This is a genomic window from Streptomyces pathocidini (genome assembly GCF_001418495.1).
Classification (GTDB): domain Bacteria; phylum Actinomycetota; class Actinomycetes; order Streptomycetales; family Streptomycetaceae; genus Streptomyces; species Streptomyces pathocidini.
In genome coordinates this window covers 1-6,706 of the sequence record NZ_LIQY01000485.1, presented here as the reverse complement: position 1 = coordinate 6,706, position 6,706 = coordinate 1, and the positions used below count along the sequence as shown (strand labels likewise).

8 protein-coding genes are annotated in these 6,706 nt (G+C 67.7%); 4 read left to right on the top strand and 4 right to left on the bottom strand.

What is annotated here, in order from left to right:
* Positions 1–200 precede the first annotated feature (200 nt).
* A complete protein-coding gene (locus AOK16_RS20985; protein ID WP_055473742.1) occupies positions 201–731 on the top strand; it encodes an NUDIX hydrolase in 531 nt (176 codons plus the stop codon).
* Here the strand turns inward: AOK16_RS20985 and AOK16_RS20980 are convergent.
* Positions 712–2,028: a helix-turn-helix domain-containing protein gene (locus AOK16_RS20980; protein ID WP_055473741.1), complete on the bottom strand. Its 1,317-nt coding sequence runs from the start codon at positions 2,026–2,028 to the stop codon at positions 712–714. The genes AOK16_RS20985 and AOK16_RS20980 overlap by 20 nt on opposite strands.
* 162 nt (positions 2,029–2,190) lie before the next feature.
* On the opposite strand from AOK16_RS20980, the gene AOK16_RS26015 reads away from it, so the two are divergent.
* Positions 2,191–2,631, top strand: a complete 441-nt coding sequence (locus tag AOK16_RS26015; protein ID WP_240483675.1) for an ATP-binding protein — start codon at positions 2,191–2,193, stop codon at positions 2,629–2,631.
* A 1-nt stretch (position 2,632) separates the two neighbouring features.
* Positions 2,633–3,709 (top strand): NAD-dependent epimerase/dehydratase family protein, encoded by a 1,077-nt coding sequence (locus tag AOK16_RS20970; RefSeq protein ID WP_079101622.1) that lies wholly within the window; start codon positions 2,633–2,635, stop codon positions 3,707–3,709.
* Between the two features lie 11 nt (positions 3,710–3,720).
* Here the strand turns inward: AOK16_RS20970 and AOK16_RS20965 are convergent, their stop codons facing one another.
* On the bottom strand, positions 3,721–4,569 hold the full coding sequence (locus AOK16_RS20965; RefSeq protein ID WP_478072479.1) for a glycosyltransferase family 2 protein: 849 nt from the start codon (positions 4,567–4,569) through the stop codon (positions 3,721–3,723).
* A 130-nt stretch (positions 4,570–4,699) separates the two neighbouring features.
* On the opposite strand from AOK16_RS20965, the gene AOK16_RS20960 reads away from it, so the two are divergent.
* Positions 4,700–5,386, top strand: coding sequence for an LbetaH domain-containing protein (locus tag AOK16_RS20960; RefSeq protein WP_055473737.1), 687 nt, complete (start codon positions 4,700–4,702; stop codon positions 5,384–5,386).
* A 60-nt stretch (positions 5,387–5,446) separates the two neighbouring features.
* Here the strand turns inward: AOK16_RS20960 and AOK16_RS20955 are convergent, their stop codons facing one another.
* Positions 5,447–5,725: a type II toxin-antitoxin system Phd/YefM family antitoxin gene (locus AOK16_RS20955; protein WP_055473736.1), complete on the bottom strand. Its 279-nt coding sequence runs from the start codon at positions 5,723–5,725 to the stop codon at positions 5,447–5,449.
* Between the two features lie 9 nt (positions 5,726–5,734).
* Positions 5,735–6,535 carry an IclR family transcriptional regulator gene (locus AOK16_RS20950; protein ID WP_055473735.1) on the bottom strand — a complete coding sequence of 267 codons (801 nt, stop codon included), beginning with the start codon at positions 6,533–6,535 and terminating at the stop codon, positions 5,735–5,737.
* Positions 6,536–6,706: the final 171 nt, after the last annotated feature.

Below are 6,706 nucleotides of genomic sequence, written 5' to 3'. Positions count from 1 at the left end.
CCCCAGCTACCGCTGGGGGTACCCCCACCTCGGACGGCGAACGCGCGGCTTTCGTCTTCGGCTTACGGCCGGTGTTCGTTCGCCGTCCTGCGGGGGCACCCCGACACACCCCCTTCCCGCCGTCCGGGAGGTATCCGTGTCGTTGCGGCTGGCCTGGGTGACATGCTGGAGCCTGCACCGGTGAATGGGGAGTTGGGCTCATGCAGTGGATCGTCCATGGCGAACGGCAGATCTACAGCAACCCGTGGGTCAACCTGTGGCTCGTGGACGTCCAGCAGCCCGACGGCCGCCGCTGGGAGCACCATGTCGTACGCATGCGGCACCTGGCGGTGGCTGCTGTGGTCGACGACCAGAAGCGGGTGCTGATGATGTGGCGCCATCGCTTCATCACCGACACCTGGGGATGGGAACTGCCCATGGGCCTGGTCGAGGCGGAGGAAACGCCCGAGCAGGCGGCTGCCCGTGAGGTCGAGGAGGAGACGGGCTGGCGGGTCGAGGCAGTCAAGCCGTTGGTCTACGCCCAGCCGGCCAACGGCATCACCGATTCCGAGCACCACGTCTTCCGCGCGGATGGGGCCACCTATGTAGGCCCGCCGACCGAGAAGAACGAGGCCGACCGAATCGAGTGGATTCCCCTCTCCAAGATCCGCGGCATGATCGACCGCCGCGAGATCGTCAGCAGCGGCAGCCTGGTCGGGTTGCTCTACCTGCTCATGGATGAGGCCGGCTAGGTCTGCCGAGCGTTTCCCGCATCCGTTGTTCGAAGGCGATTACCGGGGCTTCTCGGGAGTACGGCTCAAGGCGTTGGTGGAACTCATGGACATGCCCGGCGACGCGTGGTGAGTCGACGGTGGCGGCCAGGTCAAGGGCGAGCCGCGCACTGTGACAGGCGTGGTCGAGCTTGCCCTGTTGCAGTTGGGCTGTCGCGAGCCAGAACGCGTGGAAAGCGCGGCCGCGCTGCTGGGCCACCTTCTCTCGGCGCAGGCCCTCGGCGATGAGAGGCTCGGCCCGCTGGGCATCGCCGAGACGGGCCAGGGCGATTCCGGTGTCCACGATGAGCTTGGTCTCGTCGAAGTACCGAACCCAGGACGGGGCTTCGCTCAGCTGGTCCTGCGCGCGCTCGTATGTCTCCCGGGAGCGGCCGATGGCCTGGTGGCAGGAGGGCGCGTCGCGCAGGGTGGCGTGGGCGAAGGCTTCGCGCATGTGCAGCATGGACATCACCAGCGGCTGATCACCGCTGGCGCGAGCGGTGTCCTGCGCCTTGCAGGCGAGGGTGAGGGCGTCGGTCGGGTTGCCGTCGTAAGTGGCCTGGAGGCTCATGCAGGACAGCACATTGGCCATGAACAAGCGGTCGCCCCGGCCGTGTGAGAGCTTCAGGGCTTGAGTGAAGTAGGTACGTGCGGTGCTGTACTGGCGGGCGTCGAAATACCCCCATCCGGCCAGGCGAGCCAACTCGGCGGCCAGCGCTTCGAGGTCATGCCGAAGTTGAGTGTCCGTGGTCCGCATGAGTTGGGAGACGTATCGCAGATGCCCGACCACCGCGGGGCGTAAGGGTGCGCCGCCGTGCTGGTCGTCGCGGCGCCAGTAGTCCTCCACGGACGAGCGCAGGGCGATCAGTGTGGAGTGGGTGACCTGGCCGTCGGCCAGCGCCAGCAGATCGTCGAGCCCTTCGGCAGGAGGGACGGTACGTTTGCTCTCCTTCGCAGGCGCGAGCTGGCGGGTATGTGTCAGTACCGGGATCTCCCAGGGGCGGTGCGCGAGACCGAGCATCGCGCCGGGGATGCGAAGCCCATCCGCGACTCGTTCGATCACGTCGATGTGGGCCAGGCTGCGTCGTCCGGCCATGATTTCGCCGACTCGACTGGGAGTCATCCCGCACAGCGCCGCGATCCGTGAAGGGTAGAGACCTGCCTTTACCTTGACCAGGCGGAAGACGCAGGCGAAGTCCCTGCGGCGGCACGCCTCTTGCCATTCGGAACTGGCCAGCAACTCCGGCGGAAGCGCTCGGGCAGCCGGGGGTTCGGACACTGAGGCCCCTCTTCCTCGCCCCGCTGCGGCGGGCGGTGTGGGGAGTCAACCGACAAGAATGGTACCCACGTTGGGTAATCACGATGGCCTGATGGCGCGACCTTCGCGTGCGGTGAGCTGATTCTGCGCAACCGCCCGCGACGAGGAGACACCATGCTTCCCATGACAAAGCCCGACCAACAGGCCGCTCTACTGTGGACGATGGCGTTCACGTCCACGCCTGAGTGCGTCGCCCTGGTCCGTCAGCACACCGGCGAGGTACTTGCAGAGCGGGGCTACCACCCGGATGACATCGATGGGGCACTGCTGGTGTGCAGCGAACTGGCCACCAACGCCGTACGCCATGGACACAGAGATGGACACCCCTTCGAAGTTCGCCTCGCAGCGGAGGGGAAGCACTTCCTTGTCGAGGTATCCGATGTCAGCTCTCATCCGCCCTGTGAGCTCATGGAGGGCAGTGACAGCGAGCACGGTCGGGGACTCCAACTTGTCGCCGCCCTCGCCGAAGACTTCGGCCACCACTCGCGCAGCCCGCTGGGCAAGACCGTTTGGGCTCGCCTGCTCCTCGCTGATCCGCAACGAAGGGAGCACGATCATGCCTGAGATGGACGAACTCGACAGCCGGACCGTACTGATCACCGGTGGAGGCGGGCTGATCGGCAGCCGTATTGCAGCCCACCTCCGCGCAGTCGGTGCGCGGCCGGTGAGCTTGTGTCGGATGGACGCCTATCCGCAGCGGGTGTACCGGGACTTATTCGGCATCAACAGGGATGACCCGGACTTCGTCCTCGGTGACGTCTCCGACGCGGCATTGGTACGACGTCTGGTCGCTGACTGCGACTACGTCATCCACGCCGCCGCGCTCGCCGATGTGGCTGCCTGCACCGAGGGTCCGATGGCGGCGATCACCACCAACATCGTCGGTACCCAGACCGTCCTGGAAGCAGTGGCTGCCTGTGAGCGGGTACGCCGCCTTTGCTACGTCTCCTCTGCCAGCGTGTACGGAAACGGCATCCAGCACGACCGCCCTGCCTGCGCGGAAACCCGCTCCATGCGGCTGCTGTTGGAAGCGATCTACGGGCGCATGCCGCCCTGCTTCGGCGAAGGCGCGGTGCTCCAGCCGCTGTCCGTGTACGCCAACACCAAGCTGTGGGGCGAGTTCCAAACAGCGCTCACCCTGACCCAGTTGGGCATCTCATACACGATCGTGCGCTACTTCTCCGTCTACGGAGAGCCCCAGACGGTCAAACGGGGCAGCCACTCTTGGGTGGTCGCCTGGTTCGCCGCCCGTGCAGCGCTGGGGTTGCCGCTCCAGCTCAACGGCGGCGGGAACCAGGTCCGGGACCTGATCCACGTCGATGACGTCGCCCGCGGCACCGTACGATCGCTCGTTGCACCGCGGGCGCACAACGAGACGATCAACCTCGGCTCCGGTCGTGCGACGACGATCCGTGCGGTGGCTCAGCTGATTCAACGGCATTATCCCGGCGCGGAGTTCACCGAGACGCCGATGCCGCCGGGCGACCCACAGGGCGGGTATGCCGCAGTCGCGCGGATGCAGCACGTGCTGGGCTGGAGACCGACGATCACGGTCGAGGACGGTATTGCCCGGTACGCGGCCTGGCTCAAGCGCACTCCACACGCGATCCCGGACTGGCTTCGCCAGGCGGCTCCCAGCTGAGCCGCGGGTGTTCAGATGATGGGCGGGCGGCCCAGCCGGATCATGCGCCACACCGTGCGCCATCGCATGGGCCGCCGCTCACCGCACGGAGTGCGCAGGCCCTCGACGAAACCGCCCACCCAGGCCCGCAGTCCGGCCAGCGATCGGGCCCGCAGCAGGGTGATCACTGTCCAGAGGCTCAGGTGGATCAGGACCAGCGGTAGCGGCAGGCGGCGCCGGGTCAACCAGACGCGATTGCGGGCGGTGAAGCGGTAGTAGACGGCGTGCCGGGCCGGGGAGGTCTTCGGGTGCTGGAGCAGTAGCGCGGGCTCGTAGCGGATTTTCCAGCCCGCGTCTAGGGCCCGCCACGCCAGGTCGCTCTCCTCGTGCGCGAAGAAGAACTCCGCTGGCCAGTCGCCGATTTCGTTCAGCATCCGCATCGAGAAGGCGTGCCCGCCGCCCAGGAAGCCGGTCACCAGCCCGCGCCGCATCGGGTCCCGGCCGCCGAGGCGCGGTACGTGGCGTGGCTGTGTCTCGCCCTGCTCGTCGGCGACGCGGAAGCCGACGATGCCGAGGCGGTCGTCGAGGGCGAACAGGTGTCGCACCTGGCGGAACACCTGCGCGTCGATCAGTAACCCGTCGTCGTCCAGCTCGACCACGATGTCGACATCGCCGAACTCGCGCAGCTTCGCGATGCCGACGTTGCGGCCGCCGGGGCAGCCAAGGTTCTCCTCCAGCTCCAGCGTCGTGACGTCACCGGGCAGTCCGGCGAAATCAGGCAGCGGTGTGCCGTTGCCGACGATCACGATTCGTTCTGGCGGGGTGTCCTGCTTCGCCACCGACGTCAGCAGGGCTTCGACCTCGGTGGGCCGATTGCCCATGGTCACCACGACCACACCCAGACGCGGCTCGGACAAGGCAGGTGCTCCCAACTCGACGACAATGCCCGCGATCGTAGCCCTTAACCCTCAGGGCCACCTCATGTAACCTACCGTTCAAGGGAGTTCGGACATGCCGACGCTCAAGCTGGGTGATTTCCTCTCCGCCCCCGCCAGTGGTGACCTCCTTGACACCCCTTACGGGCAGTTGGGCACCTACGAGCTGGCGGAGTTCCTGGCCGACTGGGATCACCTGCACCACCAGGCCGTTGCACAGTGCTCTCATCGGGTGCACCCCACCGCTCGGATCCACCCCACCGCGATCATCGGCAATGACGTGATCATTGGCCCTCATGCCCAGGTCTGGGAGTTCTCCACCGTCCGGGCGGGCTCCGTGCTTTGCGCGGGCGCTTCGATCGGCTTCAACTGCGAGGTGACGAAGGCCGTCATTGGTGAAGGCGCCATGCTGGGTCACCGGATCGGCGTCAACCGCACCCTCGTCGGCGCTGCGGCGCACCTGTCCGCCAATGTCACCGTCGCCGCGATCAGCATGCGGAGCCCTGATCTGCGCCACCCCGAAGACGAGGTCTTCCTCCGCACGGCCGATGGCCTCTACCGCTGCGGCACACCTCGGTTCGGCGCGCTCATCGGAGACGGTGTTCAGACCGGCAACAACATCAGCCTCGGCCCCGGCGTCGCCATCGGTCGCGGCTGCCGCATCACCAGCGGCGTCACCCTCGCGGCCCGAGCCGTCCCCGCCCACAGCACGGTCGGCGCTCCGCACGTCTCGGACGTCCGTGTGAGGCGCCAGCGCCGATGAGAGCTTCGGTGCAAGCGGCGACGGGCATGGACGCACGCCCCGGACCTCACAGGTAAGCCGTCACGCTTTGGCTGAGCCACGGTCGGCGTTGTCGACCCGCGGCGTCTTCATCCCCTTGAGTGCGTCCTCGATCCCCTCATTGGTGAGGTCGGGAAGGGTCAGGTCGGGGAGGTCGATGGACCCCATGGGATCGGTGGGGTATGGGGGGATGTCCTGGTCGATCGGCACCATCCGGGCCACCGCAACACCGTTATCGGTGATCGTGACGGTCTTGCCGCGCGCCGCGGCGGCGAGAACCTGTGACGGGTTCTGGTTGAACTCCCGGGCCGTGGTCTCCATGTACTAGGCCTACCCCTGCCCGTTTCCCGTGTTGGCCAAGGCCACCGACAGGTCCGCCGCCACCTCCTGGAGGAGGGGGACGATCTTCTCCGTGGCCGCTTCTGTTACGCGGCCCGCTGGGCCCGAGATGGAGATGGCCGCCGCTGTGGGGGAGTTGGGGACCGAGACCGCCAGGCAGCGGACGCCGATCTCCTGTTCGTTGTCGTCCACCGCGTAGCCCGTCCTGCGGACGTTCTCCAGGGCCTCGAGGAAACCGTCGGGGGTGGTGATCGTCTTCTCGGTGGCGGCCGGCATGCCCGTGCGGGCGAGCAGGGCGCGTACGTCCTTGGCCGGGGCGTCCGCCAGCAGGGCCTTGCCCACGCCGGTGGAGTGCGGCAGCACCCGGCGGCCCACCTCGGTGAACATCCGCATCGAGTGGCGCGAGGGCACCTGCGCCACGTACACCACCTCGTCGCCGTCGAGCAGCGCCATGTTGGCCGTCTCGCCGGTCTCCTCCACCAGCCGCGCCAGATACGGCCGCGCCCAGGTGCCGAGCAGTCGGGAAGAGCTTTCGCCGAGACGGATCAGGCGCGGGCCCAGCGCGTACCGGCGGTTGGGTTGCTGGCGTACGTAGCCGCAGGCGACCAGGGTGCGCATCAGCCGGTGGATGGTGGGCAGCGGCAGTCCGCTGCTGGTGGAGAGCTCGCTCAGACCGACCTCGCCGCCGGCGTCGGCCATCCGCTCCAGCAGGTCGAAGGCGCGCTCGAGCGACTGCACGCCGCCGGAGGCGGCGGGCTTGGCGGCGGTGGTGCTGTCGTTGGACGGCGGCACGGCGCATTCCTTTCGAGGCAGGCGGGCCCGGCCACGCCTGGTGCGGACGCCGCGGCACGACCGGCAAAAGGGCAGCTTACCGGGGCGTCCTCATATTCCGGCAAGTGGAAATGTGATATCGGTGGATGGAAATTCTCGGGTGGAGGCGGATGGCGGGGAGGGGTTGACGGG

Excerpts from the sequence above, each read along its gene's own strand:
- AOK16_RS20985 (WP_055473742.1), top strand. The coding sequence starts at position 201 with ATGCAGTGGATCGTCCATGGCGAACGGCAGATCTACAGCAACCCGTGG.
- AOK16_RS26015 (WP_240483675.1), top strand. The coding sequence starts at position 2,191 with ATGACAAAGCCCGACCAACAGGCCGCTCTACTGTGGACGATGGCGTTC.
- AOK16_RS20970 (WP_079101622.1), top strand. The coding sequence starts at position 2,633 with ATGGACGAACTCGACAGCCGGACCGTACTGATCACCGGTGGAGGCGGG.
- AOK16_RS20965 (WP_478072479.1), bottom strand. The coding sequence starts at position 4,569 with ATGGGCAATCGGCCCACCGAGGTCGAAGCCCTGCTGACGTCGGTGGCG.
- AOK16_RS20960 (WP_055473737.1), top strand. The coding sequence starts at position 4,700 with ATGCCGACGCTCAAGCTGGGTGATTTCCTCTCCGCCCCCGCCAGTGGT.
- AOK16_RS20955 (WP_055473736.1), bottom strand. The coding sequence starts at position 5,725 with ATGGAGACCACGGCCCGGGAGTTCAACCAGAACCCGTCACAGGTTCTC.